15 protein-coding genes and 2 pseudogenes are annotated in these 23,334 nt (G+C 73.9%); 9 read left to right on the top strand and 8 right to left on the bottom strand.

Annotated elements, in window-relative coordinates; genetic code table 11:
- Positions 1-18: 18 nt before the first annotated feature.
- Both ORI94_RS27665 and ORI94_RS27660 read right to left on the bottom strand, forming a co-directional pair.
- Entirely contained in the window at positions 19-1,770 is a 1,752-nt protein-coding gene (locus ORI94_RS27665) for a M23 family metallopeptidase (RefSeq protein ID WP_266080531.1), read from the bottom strand.
- Between the two features lie 218 nt (positions 1,771-1,988).
- A pseudogene (locus ORI94_RS27660) lies at positions 1,989-2,851 on the bottom strand (esterase/lipase family protein); the annotation flags it as partial.
- 457 nt (positions 2,852-3,308) lie between these two features.
- Here ORI94_RS27660 and ORI94_RS27655 point away from each other — a divergent pair.
- Positions 3,309-3,725, top strand: a complete 417-nt coding sequence (locus ORI94_RS27655) for a cobalamin B12-binding domain-containing protein (protein ID WP_042165276.1) — start codon at positions 3,309-3,311, stop codon at positions 3,723-3,725.
- Between the two features lie 156 nt (positions 3,726-3,881).
- Here the strand turns inward: ORI94_RS27655 and ORI94_RS27650 are convergent, their stop codons facing one another.
- Both ORI94_RS27650 and ORI94_RS27645 read right to left on the bottom strand, forming a co-directional pair.
- Entirely contained in the window at positions 3,882-5,612 is a 1,731-nt protein-coding gene (locus ORI94_RS27650) for a DUF5691 domain-containing protein (RefSeq protein WP_266080526.1), read from the bottom strand.
- Positions 5,613-5,739: 127 nt separating this feature from the next.
- Entirely contained in the window at positions 5,740-7,098 is a 1,359-nt protein-coding gene (locus ORI94_RS27645) for an SWIM zinc finger family protein (protein ID WP_266080524.1), read from the bottom strand.
- A gap of 132 nt (positions 7,099-7,230) precedes the next feature.
- Here ORI94_RS27645 and ORI94_RS27640 point away from each other — a divergent pair, with 132 nt between their 5' ends.
- The 5 genes from ORI94_RS27640 to sucD all read left to right on the top strand — a co-directional run bounded on the left by ORI94_RS27640 (position 7,231) and on the right by sucD (position 15,601).
- Positions 7,231-8,376: an ATP-binding protein gene (locus ORI94_RS27640; RefSeq protein ID WP_266080522.1), complete on the top strand. Its 1,146-nt coding sequence runs from the start codon at positions 7,231-7,233 to the stop codon at positions 8,374-8,376.
- 82 nt (positions 8,377-8,458) lie between these two features.
- Positions 8,459-10,873, top strand: a complete 2,415-nt coding sequence (locus ORI94_RS27635; protein ID WP_266080712.1) for a DUF5682 family protein — start codon at positions 8,459-8,461, stop codon at positions 10,871-10,873.
- 172 nt (positions 10,874-11,045) lie between these two features.
- The gene (locus ORI94_RS27630; protein WP_266080520.1) at positions 11,046-12,227 is read left to right on the top strand and encodes a VWA domain-containing protein; all 1,182 of its coding nucleotides are present in this window, start codon (positions 11,046-11,048) and stop codon (positions 12,225-12,227) included.
- Positions 12,228-13,516: 1,289 nt separating this feature from the next.
- Positions 13,517-14,695 carry an ADP-forming succinate--CoA ligase subunit beta gene (gene sucC / locus ORI94_RS27625; protein ID WP_042165286.1) on the top strand — a complete coding sequence of 393 codons (1,179 nt, stop codon included), beginning with the start codon at positions 13,517-13,519 and terminating at the stop codon, positions 14,693-14,695.
- Between the two features lie 21 nt (positions 14,696-14,716).
- Positions 14,717-15,601, top strand: a complete 885-nt coding sequence (sucD, locus tag ORI94_RS27620) for a succinate--CoA ligase subunit alpha (protein ID WP_266080518.1) — start codon at positions 14,717-14,719, stop codon at positions 15,599-15,601.
- Positions 15,602-15,716: 115 nt separating this feature from the next.
- Here the strand turns inward: sucD and ORI94_RS27615 are convergent, their stop codons facing one another.
- Positions 15,717-16,931: a helix-turn-helix domain-containing protein gene (locus tag ORI94_RS27615; RefSeq protein WP_266080516.1), complete on the bottom strand. Its 1,215-nt coding sequence runs from the start codon at positions 16,929-16,931 to the stop codon at positions 15,717-15,719.
- Between the two features lie 96 nt (positions 16,932-17,027).
- On the opposite strand from ORI94_RS27615, the gene ORI94_RS27610 reads away from it, so the two are divergent.
- Positions 17,028-18,695 (top strand): DUF6350 family protein, encoded by a 1,668-nt coding sequence (locus ORI94_RS27610; protein WP_266080514.1) that lies wholly within the window; start codon positions 17,028-17,030, stop codon positions 18,693-18,695.
- A gap of 96 nt (positions 18,696-18,791) precedes the next feature.
- On the opposite strand, the gene ORI94_RS27605 is transcribed toward ORI94_RS27610, so the two are convergent.
- Entirely contained in the window at positions 18,792-19,616 is an 825-nt protein-coding gene (locus tag ORI94_RS27605; protein ID WP_266080512.1) for a hypothetical protein, read from the bottom strand.
- A gap of 400 nt (positions 19,617-20,016) precedes the next feature.
- Between ORI94_RS27605 and purN the strand changes: the two genes are divergently transcribed.
- Both purN and purH read left to right on the top strand, forming a co-directional pair.
- Positions 20,017-20,655 (top strand): phosphoribosylglycinamide formyltransferase, encoded by a 639-nt coding sequence (gene purN, locus ORI94_RS27600; protein ID WP_266080510.1) that lies wholly within the window; start codon positions 20,017-20,019, stop codon positions 20,653-20,655.
- On the top strand, positions 20,652-22,214 hold the full coding sequence (gene purH / locus ORI94_RS27595; protein WP_266080508.1) for a bifunctional phosphoribosylaminoimidazolecarboxamide formyltransferase/IMP cyclohydrolase: 1,563 nt from the start codon (positions 20,652-20,654) through the stop codon (positions 22,212-22,214). Before purN ends, purH begins: the two co-directional genes overlap by 4 nt.
- A 117-nt stretch (positions 22,215-22,331) precedes the next feature.
- Here purH and ORI94_RS27590 read toward each other — a convergent pair.
- Together ORI94_RS27590 and ORI94_RS27585 are read right to left on the bottom strand one after the other, a co-directional pair.
- A pseudogene (locus ORI94_RS27590) lies at positions 22,332-22,601 on the bottom strand (protein kinase); the annotation flags it as partial.
- A 191-nt stretch (positions 22,602-22,792) separates the two neighbouring features.
- Positions 22,793-23,200 (bottom strand): hypothetical protein, encoded by a 408-nt coding sequence (locus tag ORI94_RS27585; RefSeq protein WP_266080506.1) that lies wholly within the window; start codon positions 23,198-23,200, stop codon positions 22,793-22,795.
- Positions 23,201-23,334 lie beyond the last annotated feature (134 nt).

Raw genomic sequence — 23,334 nt, 5'->3', positions numbered from 1 at the left:
CCCGACGGCGGGGCGGTTCTACGACGGTTCGAGGCCGTGGCTGCGGAACCAGGCCAGCGGGTCGATCGCCGAGCCGCCGGCCGGGCGGACCTCGAAGTGGAGGTGCGGACCGGTCGAGTTGCCCGAGTTGCCGGAGAAAGCGATCGGGTCGCCGGCCTTCACCGTGGTGCCGGAGGGGACCTGGTAGCTGGAGAGGTGGCAGTACCACGTCTCCGTACCGTCCATCGCCGTCACGATCATCATGTTGCCGTAGGCGCTGTTGTACTGGGTGCGGACCGTGCCGTCGGTCGCGGCCATCACCGTCGCGCCGTATGCGACGGGGAAGTCGATACCGGTGTGCAGGGACATCCAGTTGATGCCGGACTGGCCGTAGTAGGCGCTGAGGCCGTGCTGCGCGACGGGGAGCGCGAACTTCGGACGCAGCCGCTCCTGGCGGGCCGCCTCCTCCGCCGCCGCCTTGCGGTCGGCCTCCTGCTGCGCCTTCAGGTCGATGCGTTCCTGGGTGCGGCTCGCCCGGTCGGCGAAGTCGTCCGCCCCGGCGGAAAGGCTCTCGAGCTGGGTGTCGAGCTGGTTGTTGGCCACGGCGGGCTGCACCGGCTGCGCGTCCGCGGCGGTGGTCCTGGTCTCCTGGCCGCCGCCTTCTTCCGCCAGATCGCCGACCGAGGCCGCCGCGATACCGGCGACACCCATCACGCATGCCGAGGGCACGGCCACCGTCAGCAGCGCGGAACGCTTGGCGGGCGTGCGGCGGCGGGAGCGCGACCCGGCACGCGACGCCGAGCGCGGTGCGGGGATCGGGGTCGACTCCTCCTGGTCGTCGAGGAGCGGGGCCACCGCGGGCAGCTCACCGGTGTCGCCCGAAGAGTCCTGCGTGCACCCGTGGGGATCGTCGTGGGCGTTCCCGGACATGCCCTGCTCGTGCGGGTCCTGTCCGTAGGACTCCTCTTCGTGCGGCTCCCGGGCGGAGGCCCGGGAGCCGAAGGCGGAGGAGTCGGGAGCCTGCGGGTCGGGGTGCTGCTCGAACGTGGCTGTGGCCTGCTGGTCGAAGGGCACGGCCTGGTGTTCGTAGGAGTCCGCGTAGGCGTCCGGGGCCGGTGCGGCCGCGCTGCCGTCGGAGTTCCACTGTGTGGCGTCGTAGGCGCCGGTGTCGAAGGTCTGGGTGCCCCAGTGCCACTGCTGGGTGGGATCGGCGGTGCTCTGGGCGGCCTGGTCGGGCCGGAGCCACGCGCCGGAGTCCCACTGGCCGCTCGCGTCGGGCGCCGTGGCCTGCTGCGGCACCTCCGGTGCCTGCTGCTGCCCGGTGGTCCACGCGGTCGTGTCGTAGCCGCCGGTGTCGTAGCCGGCCTGCTGCTGAGCCGCGTACGCCTCGTGGGGCGCGGTGTCGTGGCCGACGGCGGACCAGGACCCGGTGGCATATGCCCCCTGGTCGTGGCGGTTGCCCGGAAGGTCACCGAAGAGGGGGTCGGTGGCGAAGGTCCCGGTGGCGTGGCCGCCGGTTCCCGAGCCCGTGGGGTCGAAACCGGTGGCGCCGTAGCCGTCGTACGTGGTGAAGTCGCCGTACTGGGCTTCCGGAGTGCCGTACGACGCGTAGTGCGCCGACGAGGTGTCGGAAGCCGAGGCCGGGGCCATGGTCCCCGACGGGTGACGGTCGTTCACCAACTTCTCTTTCGCCTCGACAACAGGGGCTGCCAGAGCAGTGCGGCGACTGTACCCGGCGGTACGCGGGCGCGACAATCTTCCGCAGGTTTCACGCGCGCAGGAAACGGGCATTCGGTTGTGTTTTGGTGACGGACTGACGCGGTCTTGGCTTTGTGTTCGAGATTTGTTCGAAATTTGTCGGGTTCACGGCGCCAAGTCGGCCGGGCGGGGCAGCTGTTGTTCGGGTGAGTGAATGATGTCGCCGCAGTCGCCGAGAGGTGGATGATCCGGGCGTGTCGGACGAGGGCGGGAGCCGGGGCCGAGGGCGTTGGGCCCAGGGGCGGGCACCGGGCCGCCGTCAGGCCGTCCGTGCGGCCGTGGACGGTTCTCCCGGGTGTGCCGTGTCCAGCGCCTGCCGCACGCCGCCGGCCACGGCAGGGTGCACGGGCAGGGCGAGGTGGCCCACGCCGCTCACCCGCACGTTCTGTGCGAGGAGGTCCTGGTGCTCGATGCGGGCCGCTTCCAGCGGGTCCATGATGTGGTCGAGGTCGCTCCAGAAGGCGACGAAGTGCGTGCGGCAGCCGGGTGCGGGGCCGGTGAGTTCCTCGAGCACCGGTGAACCGGGGCGCATCTGGCGCACGATCGGGTGCGCGTTGGCCAGTGGGGCGACGCGGGTGCCGGAATGCGGGGTGCCGAGCGTGACCAGGGTCCGTACCCGGCTGTCACCGCCCAGACGCTGCACGTAGTACCGCCCGACCAGGCCCCCGAGGCTGTGCCCCACGACATCGACGCGGCTGCTGCCGGTGCGCTCGCACACTCCCTCTATGTGCCGGCCCAGCAGTTCGGCCGCGACACGGATGTCGCACGTGAGCGGAGAGTAGTTGAGCGACTCGATCCGCTGTCTGCCGTGCTGGACGAGGCTGCGGCGCAGCAGGAGGAAGACCGAGCGGTTGTCGATGAATCCGTGCAGCAGTACGACCGGGGGCCGGGCCTCCGCCGGCAGCTTCGCGGTGCCGTCCGGTGCGGGGGGCTCGAGGGTCGCCACCCGGCGCTCCTGCGCCATGCCGGCGGGATAGAGGAGGGCATGGCCCGCGAGGATCGCGAGTTCCAGGGCGGTGGCTTTCAGCAGGGCGGTGGAGGGGATCGCCGGCCTGTTCGGCACCATGCGCCGGCAGAGCGGCAGAAAGGGAAGCGCTGCCTCCGTGACCTTCATGGCCGACCTCCTGTCGGCACGCGGAAGGACAGCCCTGTCCCCCGTGTGCCCTCATGGGGAGTCGCGACGAATGCGGTCGGCGCCACGCACGGCAGGCGCTTGGTGCGGCCGTGGTGTACGGCGGCCTCGTCGTGAATCCCTTATGCGCATGTTCCCACTGATGCCCGTGTGATGCATGGGCGCGATGTCGGGTTCCCGAGGCCCGGAACGGTGCGCGGCGAACGTGTCCCTCTGTGTGATTTCCCCCTCGGTCCCCACCGCGAAACCGCCGGTTGCGGGATGCTGGCGATAACGTTCGTTCACTTCCCCGGCCGGTTCGGGCGGGGTGTCCGTACCGCGGTGGCGCAGTCGGTGCAGTGGGCGGCGGAGTGTGCGGCACCCGTGACGGGTACGGGAACGACTGATGTGTGCGGTATCTATCGGTACGGATGGATGTAGTCGCTTCATGGAGGCAGTGATGGGTGTGGCAGCCGGTCCGATCCGCGTGGTGGTGGCCAAGCCGGGGCTCGACGGCCACGATCGCGGGGCCAAGGTGATCGCGCGGGCCCTGCGCGACGCCGGTATGGAGGTCATCTACACCGGGCTTCACCAGACCCCCGAGCAAGTCGTCGACACCGCGATCCAGGAGGACGCCGACGCGATCGGACTGTCCATCCTCTCCGGTGCGCACAACACGCTCTTCGCGGCGGTGATCGACCTGCTCAAGGAGCGGGACGCGGCGGACATCCTGGTCTTCGGCGGCGGGATCATCCCCGAGGCGGACATCGCACCGCTGAAGGAGAAGGGCGTCGCCGCGATCTTCACCCCGGGGGCGACCACTGCGTCGATCGTGGACTGGGTCCGCGCGACCGTACGGCAACCCGCGGAGGCGTGACACCTGCCCCGGGCCCGACCGGCGCGGCCGCTCGCCCCGCCCGTGCGGTGCGGTGTCGCACCGGGGCGGCAGGGGCGTGCGGTCGTGCGTGCCCGAGCGGTTTCGGCGTGCGACCGCCACGACCGGCCGGTCGGCCGTGGCGGGTGCGGGCGTGTGTCAGGACCGGGCGTGTGGCGGGGGCTGGGCGGCCGGGTCCAGTTCCGCCAGCATCGCGGCGCGCAGGCGCAGCGTCGTGACCAGCCGCTGGAACGCCTCGGACCAGTAGTCACCGGCACCCGGTGAGGCGTCCTCCGGTTCGTCCGGTCCGGCCAGGAGCGCATCGAGGTGGCTCGCCTCCAGGGGATCGAGGCAGCGCTCGGCCAGCCCCATGACCCCGCTGAAACTCCATGGGTAACTCCCCGCGTCCCGCGCGATGTCGAGTGCGTCCACCACGGCCCGACCGAGCTGTGGCGCCCACGGCACCGCGCACACACCGAGCAACTGGAACGCGTCCGGCAACCCGTGCGTCCCGATGAACCCCGCCACCCACCCGGCCCGCTCGGCGGCATCGAGCGTGCCGAGCAGCTTGGAGCGCTCGGCCAGGGACACCGCCCCCGGGCCGCCCGTCTCCGCGGCGGAGGGCTCACCGAGCAGAGCCCGCGCCCACTCGGCGTCCCGCTGGCGCACCGCCGCGCGGCACCAGGCCGCGTGCAGCTCGTCCCGCCAGTCGTCCCCGACCGGGAGGGCCACGATCTGTGACGGTGTACGCCCGCCGAGCCGGCGCGGCCAAGTGCCCAGGGGTGCCGCCTCCACCAACTGCCCGAGCCACCAAGACCGTTCACCCCGTCCCGCGGGAGCCTTGGCCACCACACCGTCCCGCTCCATGCCCGCGTCGCACTCGTGCGGCGCCTCGACGGTGAGCATGGGCGCGTCCCGTGTGTGGTCGACGGCCACGCACGCCCCGGCCCGGACCGCCATGCGCCGGGCGAGGGCCGAGCCGGGCAGCGCCGACAGCAACTCGGCGGCCGTCGTCCGTACAGTGCGGCTGCGGTCGGCGAGCGACTGCTCCAGGAACGGTTCGTCGTCCGGGCCGAGGCGGGTACGCAGCGAGTCGAGGAACATCAGCCGGTCCTCGGCCCGCTCCGTCGCCCAGGTCGTCGCGAGCAGTTCGCGTGCGGCGGCGGGCTCGCGGGAACGCAGGGAGGAGAGCAGCGCGACCCGCTCCGCGAAGAGACCCTCCTGCCAGAGCCGCAGGACGGCCTCCGTGTCCCCGGGCCCCGGCAGCGACGTGCCCCCACCCGGCGCCGAGCGCAGGGCGAACCGCCAGTCCGGGTTGAGACGGGCCAGCCACAGGCCTCGCGGACCCGCGAACCGCAGGGCCGCCGGCCGCAGATCCGTACGCCCCCGCGCGGCGTCCAGCAGCGCGGGCAGCGCCGGCGGGGGAGCCGCGAAACCGTGGGCGTTCGCCGCCGCGAGCCACTGGGGCAGCAGCTCCACCAGATCCGGTGCCGCCCCCCGGCGGCCACTGCCGGAGGCGCCGGAGCGGTCGGTGAGCAGCGTCGTCAGCCGGCGGGCGGCGGCGGGCGGCAGCCCGGGACGCAGGTCCTCGGGCGCCGGCCGGGGACGCCCGGCCGCCCTGGCGGGGCGCAGCCCGGCCCGACGCCGTACGGTCGTCACGGCCGCCGCGTCCAGCAGGGCCGCCGGGGCGTTTGCACCGGACACGGAGCCCGCCGGAGTGCGCCGGGCGGTCCCCAGCAGGGCGGTGGTGACGAGGCCCTCCCAGACGTCGGGGAGGGGCGGGGCCGGCGGGCCCGATCCGCCGGCCGGGTCCGCGGCGGGCGGAACCGGTGCGGAAGGGACGGTGGCGTGCGGGCCGGACGGGGTCGCGGCGGTGGAGGTCCTGCTCATCGCATTCCTTTCCGTCGGGCGTTTGGGAGCGGCCCGGAGAGGCTCGCGCGTACGGTGCGTACCGCGTGTGCGGAGACGTCCGGGGAGCGCGGAGGGCGGCGGGAGCGGGGGCGGAGCGGTGGGCGGGTCAGCACAGGGGGACCACCTCGCCCGGCCCCTCCGGCCAGGCCGACAGCGGAGTGAACCCCCGGTGGCCGCACTCGCCGAAGACCTTGACCGGCGCCCCGCCCGAGAGGGCGACGAGACGCCACAGACCGGGACGGGAACGCGCGGCCGGGGTGAGCGGCAGGGCCGTGTCCGCGTCGGCGTCCGCGAGCTGCCAGGCGTCCCCGTCCGGAACCGGTATCACCCGGTCCAGGGTCACCGGCACCGAATCCAGCCAGGGATCGTCGCGCAGCGCGTCGCCGTACCGGGCGGCGGCCAGGGCCGTCGTCGTACCGGGAGGCCGCTCGGCCGTGGGCGCGGGCGGCGCGAACTGCTCGCCCAGCGCCGCCCGGACCTGCCCCGGGCCCGGATAGGCGGACAGCTCCGCGTCCAGGGCCAGTCCCACCGGCAGCGCCGGTTCGGGGGCTCGTCCCGCGGCGCCGTAGGAGAGGAGCAGCGACGTACGCTCCGACCGGGTTCCATGCAGCCAGATCCGACGGGTCGTCAGGCGCGCGTCCGCCGTGTCGTACTGGGCGAGAACCAGCCAGCGGTCGCGCACCGGCGGACCGTCCGCCGAGGCCGGCAGGCCGATGCGGGAGCGGACCGTCGCGGCCAGGCCCTCCGGCAGCCGCTCGCGGCGCAGCCAGCCCTGATCGAGGAGGTGGAGCAGCGCGCACTCCTCCAGCAGCCGCACCGGCCAGCCCGGACCCGTGCCCGGGATCGCCCCCAACTCGCGCACCCTGGTGGCCAGTCCCTGCGCCTGTGCGTCGACCATCCGGGCCGCCGTCTCCTCCCACAGGCCGTACCCGGCCTGCTCGGCCGTGGCCAGCCCGCCGCGGAGCAGGTCCGCCAGCCGCTGCTCCAGCTCCGCCGCACCCGCCGTGACCCGCTCGGCGCGCCGCTCCGCCCTGCGTCGGGCCGCCTCCGGATCGGCGGGCCCGGACGAGGGACCCGACGGGGAGACCGCGGTCCTCTTCCGCTCCGCGCGTCCGCGTCTGTCCGCGATCCACCGACCGGCCCACTCCGGCGCCTCCGCCCGCGGCACCGCCCCTTCGTCGCCGGCCCGGAGCAGCAGCAGACCGAGCGCGTGCTTGCACGGGAACTTACGACTCGGGCAACTGCACTTGTACGCGGGGCCGGAGGCGTCCGCGAGGTCGACCACCGTCTGATACGGCTTGCTGCCGCTGCCCTCGCACAGCCCCCACACCGCCCCCTCGTCCGAACGGCCGGCCCCGGACCACGGACCGGCCGCGCCGAGCCTGCTTCCCGCCTTGCGGGACGCGGTGTCGGGCGCCAAGGCCAGCACCTGGTCCGCACTCCAGCGCTCCCCCTGCTGAGTCATGCCATCGAAGGTAGGCCGCACCACTGACAATCTCCCCGGTGCATGCGTTTGCGCAGGTCAAAGCGATTGTCAGTGGTGTGGTGCACGGTGGTCACCAGATCCGAACCGGCCGAGCCGGAGGGGGAGCGCGCCATGACTGTCTCCGTAGAACCGACATCCGTCGACCCGCGTCAGAACGGCTCCGGGCCCCTGCCCCCGGCCGAGGTCCTGCGGGCGCACGCCGAGGACGCCTTCGCCGCCGAACTCGCCGCGCTGGCCGGGCAGGACGACCGCCCGCGCCCCGCCCGGTGGAAGCTGTCCCCGTGGGCCGTCGCGACCTACCTCCTCGGCGGCACGCTGGCGGACGGCACCGTGATCACACCGAAGTACGTCGGCCCGCGCCGCATCGTCGAGGTCGCCGTCACCACCCTGGCCACCGATCGCGCGCTGCTCCTCCTCGGTGTGCCCGGCACCGCGAAGACCTGGGTGTCCGAGCACCTCGCCGCCGCGGTCAGCGGCGACTCCACCCTGCTGGTCCAGGGCACCGCCGGCACCCCGGAGGAGGCCATCCGCTACGGCTGGAACTACGCCCGCCTGCTCGCCCACGGACCCAGCCGCGACGCTCTCGTGCCCAGCCCCGTCATGCGTGCGATGGCGGACGGGACGACGGTCCGCGTCGAGGAACTGACCCGTGTCCCGGCCGATGTCCAGGACACGCTCATCACGATCCTGTCGGAGAAGACACTGCCGATCCCCGAACTGGGCCAGGAGGTGCAGGCGGTCCGCGGCTTCAACCTGATCGCCACCGCCAACGACCGCGACCGCGGGGTCAACGACCTGTCCAGCGCCCTGCGCCGCCGTTTCAACACCGTGGTGCTGCCGCTGCCGGAGACCCCCGAGGCGGAGGTCGACATCGTCTCGCGCCGCGTGGACCAGATCGGCCGCTCCCTCGACCTGCCGGCCGCGCCCGACGGCATCGCCGAGATCCGCCGGGTCGTCACCGTCTTCCGCGAACTGCGCGACGGGGTCACCACCGACGGCCGGACGAAGCTGAAGTCGCCCAGCGGCACGCTGTCGACCGCCGAGGCGATCTCCGTCGTCACCAACGGTCTGGCGCTGGCGGCCCACTTCGGTGACGGCGTGCTGCGGGCCGGGGACGTCGCGGCGGGCGTTCACGGCGCGGTCGTCCGCGACCCGGCGGCGGACCGCGTCATCTGGCAGGAGTACCTGGAGACCGTCGTCCGCGAGCGTGACGGCTGGACGGACTTCTACCGGGCCTGCCGGGAGGCCGGCGCGTGAACGGCAGGGGGAGCGCGGCGCGCCGGGAGCCGGCGTGCCCGCCCGGCGGGGCTTCGAGGGGGACGGAGACGGCATGGGAGACATGAGCGACGTGGACCGGCCCGGCGGCGTCCGCGGAACGGGACCACTGCTGCTCGGAGTGCGGCACCACGGGCCGGGGTCGGCGCGGGCGGTGCGGGCCGCGCTGGAGGAGACCCGGCCGGAGGCCGTCCTGGTCGAGGGCCCGCCCGAGGCGAACGATCTGATTCCGCTCGCCGTGCACGAGGACATGCGCCCGCCGGTCGCCCTGCTCGCCCATGCCGTGGACGAGCCCGGCCGCTCGGCGTTCTGGCCGCTCGCCGGATTCTCCCCGGAGTGGGTTGCGATCCGCTGGGCGCTCGAGCACGGCGTCCCCGCCCGCTTCATCGACCTGCCGGCCGCCCACAGCCTGGCCCGGAGCGAGGTCGAGGAGGCGGAGGGCGGACCGGAGGGCCGCGAAACGGCGGACGGGGAGCGGGCGGCCGGCGCGGGCGCCGGTGTGCGGACCGATCCGCTCGGAGCACTGGCCGAGGCAGCCGGTTACGACGACGCCGAGCGGTGGTGGGAGGACGTCGTCGAGCACCGGGGCGTGGGGGAGGAGGGCGAGGCACTCGCACCGTTCACGGCTCTGGAGGAGGCCATGACGGCGCTCCGGGAGGAGGACGGAAGCGGCGGACACGACCGGGATCCCGTCCGGGAGGCGTACATGCGCCTTCAGATCCGGGCGGCACAGCGCGAGTTCGAGGGCGGGGTGGCCGTCGTCTGCGGTGCCTGGCACGTGCCCGCGTTGCGGCGGAGGACCACCGTCACCGCCGACCGGGCCCTGCTGAAGGGGCTGCCGAAGGTCAGGGCGGACATGACCTGGGTGCCGTGGACGAACCGCAGGCTCTCCCGCTTCAGCGGATACGGCGCGGGCATCATCTCGCCCGGCTGGTACGGGCATCTGTTCGGCGCGGTGGACCGGCCCGTCGAGCGGTGGATGACCAAGGTGGCGGGGCTGCTGCGGGCCGAGGACCGGATGGTGTCCTCCGCCCATGTCATCGAGGCGGTGCGGCTGGCGGACGCGCTCGCCGCGATGCGCGGCCGGCCCCTGCCCGGACTGGGCGAGACGACCGACGCCGTCCGGGCGGTGATGTGTGAGGGCTCCGACGTCCCGCTGGCGCTGGTGCACGACCGGCTGGTCGTCGGGGACGTGCTGGGGGAGGTGCCGGCGGCGGCGCCCGCGGTACCCCTCCAGCGGGACCTCACGCGGACCCAGCGCAGGCTGCGGCTGAAGCCCGAGGCCGCGGAGCGCGAACTGGAACTCGACCTGCGCAAGGGCACCGACGGGGAGCGCAGCAGACTGCTGCACCGGTTGCGTCTGCTCGCCGTGAACTGGGGCGAGCCGGTCGCCTCGTACGGGAGTACGGGCACCTTCCGGGAGGCCTGGCGGCTGCGCTGGGAACCGGAGCTGTCCGTGCGGGTCGCAGAGGCCGGGATATGGGGGACGACCGTACGCGCCGCCGCGACCGCCAGGGCGGAGGCGGACGCCGAAGCCGCACAGGGCCTCGCCGACGTCACCGGGCTCGCCGAGCGCTGCCTCCTGGCCGAACTGCCCGACGCGCTGCCGACGGTGATGCGGATACTCGCCGACCGCGCGGCTCTCGACTCGGACGTCGGCCATCTCGCCCAGGCCCTGCCGGCCCTGGTCCGCTCGCTGCGCTACGGCGATGTGCGCGGTACCGGCTCCGGGGCGCTCGCGAAGGTCGCCGCCGGGCTGGCGGAGCGGATCCTGGTCGGCCTGCCGTCGGCGTGTGCCGGACTGGACGCGGACGCCGCCGACGAGATGCGCGGCCACCTCGACGCCGTGCACGGCGCGGTCGGCCTCCTCGGCGACGCACCCGCGCCGGGCCACGGTGATCTGCGCGCCCGCTGGGCATCGGTGCTGCGCACGCTGGCGACGCGGGACACCGTGCCCGGGGTGATACGGGGACGGTCGATCCGTCTGCTGCTGGACGACGGGGAACTGGCGCACGACGAGGCGGCCCGGCAGATGGGGCTGGTGCTGTCGTCGCCGGGCACGGCACCGGCGGACGCGGCGGCGTGGATCGAGGGCTTCGTCGGAGGCGGCTCGGGCGGCGGTCTGCTCCTCGTCCACGACGAGCGGCTCCGCGGACTGGTCGACGCGTGGCTGACGGGCGTGCCGGCGGAGGCGTTCACGGACGTCCTGCCGCTGCTGCGGCGGACGTTCTCGGCGTACGAGTCCGGGGCCCGGCGCACGCTGGGCGAGCTGGTCCGGCGCGGACCGGGGGCGCCGGGCGGTCCGGCGACCGCCGGTTGTGGAGCACCCGGGTTCGCGGCCGGCCTCGACACCGCCCGCGCGGACGCGGTCCTGCCCGTGGTGCGGCTACTGCTCGGCCTGGACGAGGACCGGGCCGCCGCCCGGGGCGGCGAAGGCGGCGGGGACGCGCGTGCCGGCCTGGTGGATGCGGCGCGATGACCGACGCACGGGTACGGCAGCGAGGCGCACGGCCGCAGGGTGCACGAGTGCAGGGCGCACGAGTGCAGGACGAACACCCCGGGCCGGATGACCCCGGACCGGAGGGCCCCGGGCCCGAAGGGCCACGGGGCGAAGGGGCACGGCACGGAGGATCACAGCACGAGGGGGACACATGTCGGCTGCGGGGACGGATGCGGAGCAGGAGCGGCTGCGGCGGTGGCGGCTGGTGCTGGGTGGGGGCGCGGCGGACGGCACCGGGTGCGGTCTGTCCGGGCAGGACGCCGCCATGGACGGAGCGCTCACCGCGCTCTACGGCAAGGCGGACGGACCGCAGAAGGGAGGCAAGGAGCGGGCGGGGCAGGAGCGTTCGGCGGGGTTGGGGGCCTCCGCGCCGTCGGTGGCGCGCTGGCTCGGGGACATCCGGACCTACTTCCCGTCCTCCGTCGTCCGGATCATGCAGCGCGACGCCATCGACCGGCTGGGGCTCGCCACCCTCCTCCTGGAACCGGAGATGCTGGAGGCGGTCGAAGCCGACGTCCACCTCGTGGGCACTCTGATGTCGCTCAACAAGGCGATGCCGGAGACGACCAGGGAGACGGCACGGGCCGTCGTCCGCAAGGTCGTCGACGCGCTGGAGAAGCGGCTCGCCACCCGCACCCGGGCCACCCTCACCGGCGCCCTCGACCGGAGCGCCCGCGTCGACCGGCCCCGCCACCACGACATCGACTGGAACCGCACCATCGCGGCCAACCTCAAGCACTACCTCCCCGAGTACCGGACGGTCGTGCCCGAGCGGCTCATCGGCTACGGGCGTGCCGCGCGGTCGGTGAAGAAGGAGGTCGTCCTCTGCGTCGACCAGTCCGGGTCGATGGCGGCGTCCGTCGTCTACGCGTCGGTGTTCGGAGCGGTCCTCGCGTCCATGCGGTCGATCGCCACGCGGCTGGTCGTGTTCGACACGGCGGTCGTCGACCTCACGGACCAGCTCGACGACCCCGTCGACGTGATCTTCGGGACCCGGCTCGGCGGCGGTACGGACATCAACCGGGCGCTGGCGTACTGCCAGTCACAGATCACCCGGCCCGCGGAGACGGTGGTCGTCCTCATCAGCGACCTCTACGAAGGGGGCATCCGCGACGAGATGCTCAAGAGGGTCGCGGCGATGAAGGCGTCCGGGGTGCAGTTCGTGGCGCTGCTGGCACTGTCCGACGAGGGAGCGCCCGCCTACGACCGGGAGCACGCGGCCGCACTGGCCGCGCTGGGCGCGCCGGCGTTCGCCTGCACGCCCGACCTGTTTCCGGAGGTGATGGCCGCGGCGATCGAGAAACGTCCGCTGCCGGTACCGGACCCGGTGTGAGAAGGGGGGAAGCAAGGAAAGGAGAGAGGCGCGGCGAAGAGGAGGACGGCGCAGCCCGCGCCACGCCCTGAGCTCCCGGTGCCGCCCGGTCTTCCGGCGCCGCCCCGGATCCCCGGGGTTGTCGGCTGCTGCCGGTCCCCCTGTCTGCGCCGCTCACGTGCGACCCGCCGATGGGCACCGGGCACCGGGGCCTCTCGGCAGACGGCGCCCGCTCCTCAGCCGGAGCCGAAGCCGGAGCCGGAGCCGGAGGCCTCCGCGTCACCGGCCGCGGGCCGCCCCGGAGGCGCCGGGATCGGCGCCGAGGCGCACGACACCTGGCTGCACGGCGGAGCCGACGGCTGCGGGGCCGCGGGGACCGTGCCGTGCACCGAGCCGGTGGCTCCCGCTCCCCGCGCCCCCGGCGAAAGGCCGGACGGCACGAGGGGCAACCGCACCGCCGCCGACCACGGAACCCCGCGTCACGGGGACGCCCCGGCCATCACTGTGACGCGGGGTCCCGCCCCCGCCCCTGCTCGTCCCCGGTGCCGCCGCGCAGGCCGAAGCGGCCGACACGCGGGAGCGGTACCGGGACGTCCCCGTCTCCCCCGCGCAGGCAAGCCCGCGACGGGCGGGCCGTGCTCCCCGGCCGTGGTCCCGCACGGCCCTGTCCGTGCGGGACCGTGCACGGTGCCGTGGGTTTGCCTGCCGGGCAGCCCCCGCCCCTCTCCGGGTGCGGAGACCCGAGCCCCGGACTCCCCGCCGTCCCCGAGGCCTCTGTCCATCGCGTACACCGCCTACGTCGCGTACACCGCCTACGTCGTGTACATCACCTGCGTCGTATACGTCATGCAGATCACACGACTAACCTGACTCGCGAGTAATAAAGGCTTCACGGGACATCCGGACGTGGACGGCCGAACGCCATCGGCCTGTCCGTCCGGAGACCCGTGGATGAGGTGGCCTGCCCCGTTGGGGTGGGAGCCGGCCACCCCGCACCCCGAAGGGCGGCAACGTTCCCGCCCGCCGGGTGTACGGCGGACCTCACCGGGCCGACCCCAGCCCGGTGAGGTCGCTTGCCCATGGCACTCTGTGTCACCGAACCGGGCATCATGTGACAGGTATCACCGCTCAGGTGTGACCCCACGATTTCGGGAGGCCTCGCAACCGGCGATAGCCTGCGAGATGGACATGCCGCGCGCTCGGACACCGTGTGCGCTTCCCTTGTGACACAGCGGACGTCGTCACGTTGCCCTTCGCGGCACGCCCACGCATCCAACGAACCGCGAGATCACTGATAGGGACGGAAGCGCGTGGACCTGTTCGAGTACCAGGCGAGGGACCTCTTCGCCAAGCACGATGTACCGGTGCTGGCCGGTGAAGTCATCGACACGCCTGAGGCGGCGCGCGAGATCACCGAGCGTCTCGGCGGCAAGTCCGTCGTCAAGGCGCAGGTGAAGGTCGGTGGCCGCGGCAAGGCCGGTGGCGTGAAGCTGGCAGCAACCCCGGACGAGGCCGTCGCCCGCGCGACGGACATCCTCGGCATGGACATCAAGGGCCACACGGTCCACAAGGTGATGATCGCCGAGACCGCTCCGGAGATCGTCGAGGAGTACTACGTCTCCTTCCTCCTCGACCGTGCCAACCGCACCTTCCTCTCCATCGCGTCCGTCGAGGGCGGCGTGGACATCGAGGAGGTGGCGGCCACCCGTCCGGAGGCCGTCGCCAAGACGCCGATCGACCCCAACGAGGGCGTGACCCCCGAGAAGGCGCGCGAGATCGTCGAGGCCGCGAAGTTCCCGGCCGAGGTGGCCGGCAAGGTCGCCGACGTCCTCGTCACGCTGTGGAAGACGTTCATCGCCGAGGACGCGCTCCTCGTCGAGGTCAACCCGCTGGCCAAGGTCGCCTCCGGCGACGTCCTCGCCCTCGACGGCAAGGTGAGCCTCGACGACAACGCCGAGTTCCGCCACCCCGACTTCGAGGAGTTCCACGACAAGGCCGCGGCCAACCCGCTGGAGGCCGCCGCCAAGGAGAAGAACCTCAACTACGTCAAGCTCGACGGCGAGGTCGGCATCATCGGCAACGGCGCGGGGCTCGTGATGAGCACCCTGGACGTCGTCGCCTACGCCGGTGAGGCGCACGGCGGCGTGAAGCCCGCCAACTTCCTCGACATCGGCGGTGGCGCCTCCGCCGCCGTCATGGCGAACGGCCTGGAGATCATCCTCGGCGACCCGGACGTCAAGTCCGTGTTCGTCAACGTCTTCGGTGGCATCACCGCCTGCGACGAGGTCGCCAACGGCATCGTGCAGGCGCTGCAGCTGCTCGCGGACAAGGGTGAGGAAGTCACCAAGCCGCTGGTCGTGCGCCTGGACGGCAACAACGCCGAACTGGGTCGCAGGATCCTCTCGGACGCCAACCACCCGCTCGTGCAGCGCGTGGACACCATGGACGGCGCGGCCGACAAGGCCGCCGAGCTCGCGGCTGCGAAGTAAGGGACGAGGGACAGAACAGCCATGGCTATCTTCCTCAACAAGGACTCCAAGGTCATCGTCCAGGGCATGACCGGTGCCACGGGCATGAAGCACACCAAGCTCATGCTGGCCGACGGCACGAACATCGTCGGCGGTGTGAACCCGCGCAAGGCGGGCACCTCCGTCGACATCGAGGGCAACGACATCCCGGTCTTCGGCACGGTCGCCGAGGCGATGGAGAAGACGGGCGCGAACGTGTCCGTCCTCTTCGTGCCGCCGGCGTTCGCCAAGGCCGCCGTCGTCGAGGCCATCGACGCCGAGATCCCGCTCGCGGTCGTCATCACCGAGGGCATCGCGGTCCACGACTCGGCCGCGTTCTACGCGTACGCCGTGTCGCAGGGCAACAAGACCCGGATCATCGGCCCGAACTGCCCCGGTCTGATCACCCCGGGCCAGTCGAACGCCGGCATCATCCCCGGCGACATCACCAAGCCGGGCCGCATCGGCCTGGTCTCGAAGTCCGGCACGCTGACGTACCAGATGATGTACGAGCTGCGGGACATCGGCTTCTCGTCGGCCGTCGGCATCGGTGGCGACCCGGTCATCGGCACGACCCACATCGACGCGCTGGCCGCGTTCGAGGCCGACCCCGACACCGACCTGATCGTGATGATCGGTGAGATCGGCGGCGACGCCGAGGAGCGGGCCGCGGCGTACATCAAGGAGAACGTGAAGAAGCCGGTCGTCGGCTACGTCGCGGGCTTCACCGCGCCCGAGGGCAAGACCATGGGCCACGCCGGCGCCATCGTCTCCGGTTCGTCCGGTACCGCCCAGGCCAAGAAGGAGGCCCTCGAGGCCGCGGGCGTCAAGGTCGGCAAGACGCCGACCGAGACGGCCAGGCTGGCGCGCGAGATCCTCGCGGGCTGATCAGCCGCAGAACACGGACGGGCCCGTTCCCCCGGAGGGGACGGGCCCGTCGTCGTTCTCGGAGGAAGGGCCGCGGCCGGGACCGGAAGCCGTACCGGGGCCGCGGCCGGGTCCGTCACCGCGACTGCGGTGCCAGCCGCTCCGGGCCGTGCAGCAGTTCCTCGCGGAGCTTGGCGCGCAGCTCCCGCTCCTCGCCCGACAGGGGCCCCGGTGCCACCCGCGGCGGTACCCCCTGGACCGTCTCGCCGGGCGGCACCGGCGGGTCGTACCGTGTGGGGGCCGTGTGCAGGGTGAGCGAGGTGGCGCCGATCAGAGCGACCGTGAAGGCGATGACGGCCCGGGTCCGGAAGCGGGCCCTGCGCTCGCTGCCGTCGCGTACCTCCGGCGGTTCGGCGGACCGGAGGTGTTCGGCGGAGGCCAGTTCGGTCAGCCGTCGGTGCAGCGCGAGCGGATCCGACAGTTCCGGCAGCCGGGCCGCGAGGGTCTCGTGTGCGTGCAGCAGGCGGCTCGCGGTCGCGGACGTGCTCGCCTCCGTCTCCGCCGCTGTCTCCGGCAGATCGAGGCCGACACCGTCGTAGAGCACGAGCGTGCGGCGGTGCGGAGGCGGCAGTCGCAGCAGGGCGTCGAGCAGCGCGCGGTCGACGGGCTGCGAGGGCGGTGGTTCCGGGTGCCGGTAGCGGGGTCGGAACCGGTGCCACGGGGCGAGCGCCCACTCGTACACCGCCGCGCGCACCCAGCCGGCCGGGTCACGGTCGCGCGCCACCTCGGGCCAGCGTTCCCAGGCCAGTTGGAAGGCCCGCTCGACCGATTCACGCGCCAGATCGCGACGGCCGGACAGTAGATACGCCTGTCGTACGAGCGCCGGAGCGCAGAAGGCGTACAGGGCGTCGAATGCCTGAGCGGGCGTCAGGGATGTGGGATCCACGGTCTCCTTCAGGGGAGGCCGGGCGGGCGGCTCCCGGACGGTCCGCCGGGCGGGCGAACGCGCGGGAGGCTCGGTCGAACGCCGGGAGGATCCGGAGGGCTCGGAGGGCTCGGAGGGCTCGGAGGGCTCGGCCGACTTCGCCGACTCGGTCGGGGCGAGGGACCTGGCGGAGGCAAGGGGCCCGGTGGGCTCGGGGTTCGTGGCGGTGGCGGTGGTGGTCAGCAGCTTTGCGTACGCCTCCCCCTTCCGGCCGCGCGGTGCGGTGCGGCCGGACTCCCACGCACGCACCGTCTCGCGGCTGACACCGACCCGCCGGGCGAGCTGATCCTGGGTCAGCGAGCGGGACTCGCGCAGGCGTCGGCGTTCCTCGGGCGGGGGGAGGGGAGGGGCAGGGCTCCGTGTCACAGGGCGCCCCTTCGTGCAAAAAAGTACATAAACGTATATTGAGCGACACGGCGGTGCTTTGCCCGTTACGCGGGGAAAGAGCGTGTCGTTGGGAGCATGGCGGGTGTGATCCAGACGACCACCCGACGAACGAGGCCGTCCCTCCTGCTCACCCGGGTGCGCGACCGCTCGCCCGGACTGGGCCCCTCCCTCCTCGGCGGCGCCCTCGCGGCGGGGCTCGGACTCGCCGCGTTCGCCATGCTCGTGACGCTGCTGTGGATCAGCTCGCCGTACCCGGACAGCGGACCCGACGGCGCGCTGAGTGTCGCGGCGGCGCTGTGGCTGCTGGCGCACGGTGCCGAACTGGTCCGCACCGACACGCTCTCGGGCGTGCCCGCTCCGCTCGGCGTCCCGCCACTGCTCCTGCTCGCGCTCCCGGTGTGGCTGCTGCACCGTGCGGCCCGCGACGCCACCGACGGGGGCGCGTCGGAGGCGTCGGGCGCCCTGGGAGCACCGGAGGCCCCGGAAGCTTCGGGCGCCGCCCCGCTCGTCCACGGCCCGACGGCCTGGGCGGGTGTCGTCCTCGGCTACCTGGCCGTCGGCACGCCCGCAGCGCTCTACGCCGCGGGCGGCCCGCTGAGACCGGCGTGGGCGTCGGCGGGCGTGTACGTGCCACTGGTCGCGGTGGCGGCGGCGGGCGTGGGGGTGTGGCGGACGTACGGCTGCCCGCGCGGGCCGCTGGAACGGACGGCGGGTGCTCTGCTGCCACGGGGCGTACGCCATCTGCTCCTCGGCCCGGACGGACGCCTGGGAGTCGCCGCGCGCGCGGCGGCGGCCGGGGCGGCGGTGCTCGTCGGCGGTGGAGCGTTGCTGCTGACGGTCTCACTGCTGTGGCACGGCGGCGAGACCCAGGACGCCTTCCTGCGGCTGACGCAGGGGTGGTCGGGGTGGGTCGCGGTGCTGCTGCTCGGCGTCGCCCTGCTGCCGAACGCGGCGGTGTGGGCGACGGCGTACGCCCTGGGCCCCGGGTTCCTCCTCGGCGCCGGCCATGCCGTGACCCCGCTCTCCGCCGCGCCGGCTCCGCTGCTGCCCGCGTTCCCGCTCCTTGCGGCGGTGCCGGACGCGGGGGCCGGGACGCCGGTGAACTGGGCGGCCCTGGCCGTGCCGTTGGCGGCCGGGGCGTCGGCGGGGTGGTACGTCGCGCAGGGGGCCACGACGGCCGGGCAGCCGGCGGAGCCTGGAGGCGGGCGGGCGGGGCGGGAACCGTACGCGGTCTGGTCGCCGGGCCGGACGGCCGGTGTCGCCGCAGTCGCGGCGGTACTGTGCGCGGCCCTGCTGGCACTGTTCGCCGCGTGGGCGGGCGGGCCGATGGGTGTCGCCTCGCTCTCCCGGTTCGGGCCGGTCTGGTGGCAGACGGCGGGCGCGACGCTGGTGTGGATCGGGCTGGTGGCCACGGCGACGGCCCTGCCGGTACGGGCCTGGCGGTGCCGCACGCCCCGGAGCGAGCGGGCGGAGCGGGCACCGGCGAGCGTGGACGAGAAGGCGTGGGCAGGGGTGCGGGCGACTGCGCGGGCCTGGAGAGTGAGGATCGGCAGCCCGCGCCGGGGGGCGCCGGAGGACGGCACCGGCACGACGGCGGACGGCCGACGGCGCCGGGACGCCGCCGGCCCCTACGACTTCCTTCCGGCGGATCCCGTCCCCGGCCGGGACGCCCTCAGCCGTGACCTCCCCGGCCGGGGCCTCCCCGCCGTTCCCGAAACCCCGAAGCCGCCCCCTGCCCGGTAGGGCGGGGGCGGCTTCGGAAAGCGGGTGCCGGGGAGCCGGGGCACGCTGCCGGCCGGCTGCCGGTCAGCCGGCTGACGACCGGCTGTCAGCCGGCTCTCACTCGGTCGTCCCGAGCAGGTTCTGGAGCGGGTCCGGCAGGAGGTCGTCGCAGGACTCCTTGGACTGCTGGGTGAGGGCGTCGTTCGTGCACGTGTAGTAATCCTGGTAGACCATCTGGGCCGTGAAGCCGGCGGCGACCAGGATGAGCGCCAGGGAGGCCGTGACCAGCCCGCTCACCGCCGCCGTGGTCTGCGGACGGCCCTTCTGCGGACGGTCCGTCTGCGCGGGCGGCGCCGGGGAGTCGGGGTCGGACGCCGTGCGGGGCTTGGCACGCAGGGCGCTGACGGCCCAGTGCAGGGCGAGCGCGCCCAGCAGCAGCGCGACGTACGGCCAGCCGAACAGGGCGAAGAAGAAGGCCCACATGCCGGACAGCAGGGAGTAGCGAGCCCGGCGCTGGACGGGATCCGTGGGGTCCCAGCGCGGGCCGGGGCTCTGGGGGCCGCCGGCCCCGCCGCCCTGCCCCTCCGGGCCGTGCGGGCGCTCGCCGAAGCCGCCGGAGGAGCGGCCGGGCTGCCGGTCGCTCCACCGCCCGCCCCAGAGGGAGCGACCGCCGCCGTCTCCCTGGCCGCCACTGTCACCGCCCTCGTCGCCGGACGGGCGGCGGGGTTGCCAGGGCTGGTCCGGAGCCCCCTCCGGTGGCGGCGCGAACGGATTGTCCTCCCCGGAGCCACGGCGCCTGTCGCCGCCGCTGCCCTCGCCCCGGGGTGTCCCGGGCGTCTCGGGCGGCGAGGAGGGGCGCTCCCGCAGCAGCACGGCGCCACGCTCCCCTCCCTGCGCCGACGGCTGGGGGAACGTGAGGAATCGCAGGCTGCGGTCCGGCATCAAGTGAGCGTCTTCCCCTTAATCAAGTCCATCAAGTCCATCAACAACTGCTACAGCCACTGCCCGACTGCAGCTGCTGCCAGGCGGGCTGGGACATGTGCGGCCGAGCCGGCGCGTTCCCGTCCGGTTTCCGGACCGGGCGCCTCATCCTGTGAACGCTTGGTGCACAGGTGGCGTTCCCGGGCGACCGGTCGTTCCCGGACGTGGTGAACCGGCTCTTCCCAGACGCTACCTTCCGGCCAGGCCCCCGTCCCGTGAGGGCCGCCTCATGTGCCGGTATCGTTGCGGGCGGTCGGCCGCTTCGTAGGCTTCCCCGTATCCGAGGGCGCGAAGCATTCGTATGAATGTACAAAGTGCTGGTCCCCGACCGCACCAGTGCTCCCCGAGAAAGGGCCTTACCGTGGCCGCCAAGCCCGTGGCCGAGCGCGTCAGGCGTCTCGTCGTGCTGGTCTCCGGATCCGGCACCAACCTTCAGGCGCTTCTCGACGAGATCGCCGCCACCGGCGCCGAGGCGTACGGAGCCGAGATCGTGGCCGTCGGCGCCGACCGCGCGGGCATCGAAGGGCTCGCCCGCGCCGAGCGCGCCGGGCTGCCGACCTTCGTGTGCCGGGTCGGGGACTACACCACCCGGCAGGAGTGGGACGCGGCGCTCGCCGAGGCCGTCGCCGCCCACGAGCCCGACCTCGTGGTCTCCGCCGGGTTCATGAAGATCGTGGGCAAGGAGTTCCTCGCGCGCTTCGGCGGGCGGTTCGTCAACACCCACCCCGCCCTGCTGCCCAGTTTCCCCGGAGCCCACGGCGTGCGGGACGCGCTCGCGTACGGCGCCAGGGTCACCGGCTGCACCGTCCACTTCGTCGACGACGGCGTCGACACCGGGCCGATCATCGCGCAGGGCGTGGTGGAGGTCCGGGACGAGGACGACGAGAGCGCGCTGCACGAGCGCATCAAGGAAGTCGAGCGAAGGCTGCTCGTCGAGGTCGTGGGGCGGCTCGCCCGCAACGGCTATCGCATTGAGGGACGAAAGGTAGTTATCCAGTGACCGCCGAGAGCAACAAGCGGGCCATCCGACGGGCGCTCGTCAGCGTCTACGACAAGACCGGCCTCGAGGACCTCGCGCGCGGCCTGCACGAGGCCGGCGTGGAGCTCGTCTCCACCGGGTCCACGGCCGGCCGCATCTCCGCCGCCGGTGTACCGGTCACCAAGGTCGAGGAACTCACCGGTTTCCCCGAGTGCCTGGACGGCCGCGTCAAGACCCTGCACCCGAAGGTCCACGCCGGCATCCTCGCCGACCTGCGCCTCGACAGCCACCGGCAGCAGCTCGGCGAGCTGGGCGTGGAGCCGTTCGACCTGGTCGTGGTCAACCTCTACCCGTTCCGCGAGACCGTCGCCTCGGGTGCGACGCCCGACGAGTGCGTGGAACAGATCGACATCGGCGGTCCGTCGATGGTGCGCGCCGCGGCGAAGAACCACCCCTCGGTCGCCGTGGTGACCAGCCCCGCCCGCTACGCCGACGTCCTGTCGGCGGTGAAGGACGGCGGCTTCGACCTCACCACCCGCAAGCGGCTCGCCGCCGAGGCCTTCCGGCACACCGCCGCGTACGACGTGGCGGTGGCCTCCTGGTTCGCCTCCGAGTACGCCCCGGTCGACGAGTCGCGGTTCCCGGACTTCCTCGGCGCCACGTACGACCGCGCGCACACCCTCCGCTACGGCGAGAACCCCCACCAGCCCGCCGCCCTGTACGTCTCCGGCACGGGGGGCCTCGCGGAGGCCGAGCAGCTGCACGGCAAGGAGATGTCGTACAACAACTACACGGACACGGACGCCGCCCGCCGTGCCGCGTACGACCACGGCGAGCCGTGCGTCGCGATCATCAAGCACGCCAACCCGTGCGGCATCGCGACCGGCGCGGACGTCGCCGAGGCGCACCGCAAGGCGCACGCCTGCGACCCGCTGTCCGCGTTCGGCGGCGTGATCGCGGTCAACCGTCCGGTGTCCAAGGAGATGGCCGAGCAGGTCGCCGAGATCTTCACCGAGGTCGTCGTCGCGCCGGACTACGAGGAGGGGGCCCTCGAGGTCCTCACCAAGAAGAAGAACATCCGCGTGCTGCGCGCTCCCGAGGCCCCCGCCGCCCCGGTCGAGGTCAAGCCGATCGACGGCGGCGCCCTCCTCCAGGTCGCCGACCGCCTCCAGGCCGAGGGCGACGACCCCGCGAACTGGACCCTCGCGAGCGGCGAGGCGCTGTCCGAGGCGGAGCTGGCCGAGCTGGCCTTCGCCTGGAGGGCCTGCCGGGCCGTGAAGTCCAACGCCATCCTGCTCGCCAAGGACGGTGCCTCGGTCGGCGTCGGCATGGGCCAGGTCAACCGGGTCGACTCCGCGAAGCTCGCGGTGGAGCGGGCGGGAGCCGAGCGCGCGGCCGGTTCCTACGCGGCCTCCGACGCGTTCTTCCCCTTCCCCGACGGCCTGGAGATCCTCACCGGGGCCGGCGTGAAGGCCGTGGTCCAGCCAGGTGGGTCGGTCCGCGACGAGCAGGTCGTCGAGGCCGCGGAGAAGGCCGGCGTGACGATGTACTTCACGGGGACGCGCCACTTCTTCCACTGACGGTGGAGCGACGGTGACGCCGACTGCCGGCCGGGCCCCCCTCCGCCCGTCCGCCCGCGCGAGCGGACGGACGGGCAGGCGGACGGGCGGAGGGACGCGACCTCGGACGTCCCGGGCTCACTTCCCCGCCAAAGGCGTGTACTCCTTGAGGTAGTGGGCGACGCGGTCGGCGTACCTGCGGTAGTGCGGGGGAACTCCGCCCGCGTCGTTCACTTTCCGGTACGACGTGCGGTAGGCGGCGGCGAGCAGCCCCCGGGGGTCGGCGGGCAGGCCGGGTTCCAGCCGGGGCGCGATCCAGCACAGGTAGCGGCCCATCGCCGGGATGGACTCGGCGGGCGGGAACGGCGGTTCGGGCACGGTCTCGCCCGGGGACCCGTCGTCGTTCACGGGCGCCCGGGACCGCGCGCCCGGGGGTGCCTTCCCGGCCCCGTCCCGCGCCTCCCCGGTGCCGTCGCCCTCGACCTCGCCGGTGCGCCGGGCGGCGTAGACGCTGCCGAAGGCGCCCGTGGCGATCGGTTCGCGCACCTCCCACACGCCGACCCGGTAGCCCTTGGGCACCGTGACGGCGTACGGCTCGGTCATCGGACCGTCCGGCGGCGGGGCGCTGCCGCCGGCACCGTCGGGCCCTCCTCCCGGACCGGACCGAAGCGGAGCGCCGGGGACACCGGCGACTCCCTCTTCTCACCGCCGAGCCGCGGGCCCGGACCGGTGGTGTCGGGGCCGCCGCCGACGCGCACGTGCTCGCCGTCGGTGCGCAGGCAGGCGTGGCGCGGCGCCCGGGCCCCCAGCGGCAGCAGGCCGCCGACCGCGGGGAGGGCGAACCGGGGGAAACCGGACGGCACCGGCGTGTCCAGCCGCTCCGGCCCGGCCTCGACGTGTGCGGCCCGGCCGAAGGCGAGGCTTTCGCCCGGGGCGGGCCGGAGCCGTGTGCTGCGGTGTCCTGCGTCCCCCGGGGTCGGCGGAGGTACGACGATGATGCGGTGCAAGGTGCGACTCCCCGTGCCTGACGGCTGCCCCGCCAGATTAGGGCGACGCACCCGGGCCGGGGGGGGGGGGGGGGGGGGGGGGGGGGGGGGGGGGGGGGGGGGGGGGGCGCGGGGCGGGGGCGGGGGGGGGCGGG

It is taken from the genome of Streptomyces sp. NEAU-W12, assembly GCF_026242095.1.
Lineage (GTDB): Bacteria > Actinomycetota > Actinomycetes > Streptomycetales > Streptomycetaceae > Streptomyces.
This window is presented reverse-complemented; position numbering and strand designations above follow the sequence as displayed.

Excerpts from the sequence above, each read along its gene's own strand:
- ORI94_RS27655 (WP_042165276.1), top strand. The coding sequence starts at position 3,309 with ATGGGTGTGGCAGCCGGTCCGATCCGCGTGGTGGTGGCCAAGCCGGGG.
- sucD (WP_266080518.1), top strand. The coding sequence starts at position 14,717 with ATGGCTATCTTCCTCAACAAGGACTCCAAGGTCATCGTCCAGGGCATG.
- ORI94_RS27665 (WP_266080531.1), bottom strand. The coding sequence starts at position 1,770 with ATGCCCGTTTCCTGCGCGCGTGAAACCTGCGGAAGATTGTCGCGCCCG.
- ORI94_RS27650 (WP_266080526.1), bottom strand. The coding sequence starts at position 5,612 with ATGAGCAGGACCTCCACCGCCGCGACCCCGTCCGGCCCGCACGCCACC.
- ORI94_RS27605 (WP_266080512.1), bottom strand. The coding sequence starts at position 19,616 with ATGCCGGACCGCAGCCTGCGATTCCTCACGTTCCCCCAGCCGTCGGCG.
- ORI94_RS27610 (WP_266080514.1), top strand. The coding sequence starts at position 17,028 with ATGGCGGGTGTGATCCAGACGACCACCCGACGAACGAGGCCGTCCCTC.
- ORI94_RS27640 (WP_266080522.1), top strand. The coding sequence starts at position 7,231 with ATGACTGTCTCCGTAGAACCGACATCCGTCGACCCGCGTCAGAACGGC.
- ORI94_RS27635 (WP_266080712.1), top strand. The coding sequence starts at position 8,459 with ATGAGCGACGTGGACCGGCCCGGCGGCGTCCGCGGAACGGGACCACTG.
- ORI94_RS27630 (WP_266080520.1), top strand. The coding sequence starts at position 11,046 with ATGTCGGCTGCGGGGACGGATGCGGAGCAGGAGCGGCTGCGGCGGTGG.
- ORI94_RS27645 (WP_266080524.1), bottom strand. The coding sequence starts at position 7,098 with ATGACTCAGCAGGGGGAGCGCTGGAGTGCGGACCAGGTGCTGGCCTTG.